1 protein-coding gene is annotated in these 1,364 nt (G+C 63.6%); it reads left to right on the top strand.

Translation table 11 applies throughout. From position 1 onward, the window contains the following. Positions 1–278: 278 nt before the first annotated feature. Positions 279–1,364 (top strand): ribosome small subunit-dependent GTPase A (gene rsgA, locus CW742_RS13250; protein ID WP_292421152.1); only part of this gene is annotated, 1,086 nt, incomplete at its 3' end.

The raw sequence follows: 1,364 nt of genomic DNA, 5'->3' as shown, positions 1-1,364 counted from the left end.
TTTCTGAGGCAGGTGCTGATGTGTATCAGAGCAAGGTGTTGGCGTGGTGGGGTATCAGGCTTTTTCTTTGGAGAAACGGTCATGAACGGCAGGGTCACACCCGGACGATGAAAATCACCGGTATCCGGGTTCACTATGAGGGCTCCCCGGCACCCGGGCCATGCCGGTTCCTGCCGGCCCCTTGCAGGCGCACCCCTTCAGCCGGCATGCTTTTCGACCACAAACCCCATCTCCTTTTGCACACCATTCCTCCGGATACAATACCCCAGGTTTTTTTTATGAACCCTGAACCATCTCACCCCCTTACCCTCCCGGAGCTTGGCTGGACCGCTGAACACGCCGCCGCATTCGCAAAATATACCGGCCCGTATATCGCCGGCCGGGTTGTATGCCGGCAGAAGACGGTCTGGGACATACTCACCGAAGAAGGCCCCCTGACGACCGGGATCTCGGGAGCCCTGCGGAAACTATCCCGTTATCCGGCCGTTGGCGACTTCGTGGTGCTCTTCCGCCAGCCGTCGGCCGGGACCACGGTCATTGTCGACATCCTGCCGCAGAAGACAAGGTTCACCCGGGGCTCCCCGGGGCAGGAGGGATCCGACCAGGTCATTGCCGCGAATGTCGACACCGTCTTCATCGTCACGGCCGCCGGCCATGACCTCAGCGCCCGCCGCACCGAGCGTTACCTTGCCATCGCCCATGCCTCCGGGGCCCGCCCGGTCATCCTCATCAACAAGGCCGACCTTGCCGGGGATTCGGCCCTGCTTGCGGACGAGCTCGTCGCGGTCGCTGCCGGGATACCGGTGATTCCCGTCAGCGCAACGAGCGGGGAGGGGCTTGATCGGCTCGGCCCGTTCCTCGCGCCCGGCACAACAGCCGTTCTCATCGGCTCTTCCGGCGTCGGCAAGTCGACCCTGATCAACCGGTTGCTGGACGGGCACGTGCAGGACACATCCCTGGTCCGGGACTTTGACGGCAAGGGCCGGCACACTACCACCGTCCGGGAGCTCTTCGTCCTCAATAACGGAGCGCTCGTCATCGACAGCCCGGGGATCCGCGAGGTGGGTATCGGCACGGCATCCGCGGGCATGGCCGAAACCTTCCCCGAGATCCAAAGACTGGCTGAGGGCTGCCGCTTCGCCGACTGCCGGCACGAACGGGAGCCGGGATGTGCCGTGCTCGCGGCCGTTGAACGGGGCGAACTGGACCCCTCGCGGCTGGAGAACTATCGCAGCCTGGTGAAGGAGCTTGCATTCGGGGAGAAGAAAGCCGATCTCGGGCTGGTCCGGCTCGAACGCGAGAAGATGAAAGGCATCGGGAAGATGGCGCGGGACATCCAGAAGACCAAGAAGGAGATCCGGGAG

Origin of the sequence: Methanoregula sp. (genome assembly GCF_002835825.1) — an archaeon.
Lineage (GTDB): Archaea > Halobacteriota > Methanomicrobia > Methanomicrobiales > Methanospirillaceae > Methanoregula.
This window is presented reverse-complemented; position numbering and strand designations above follow the sequence as displayed.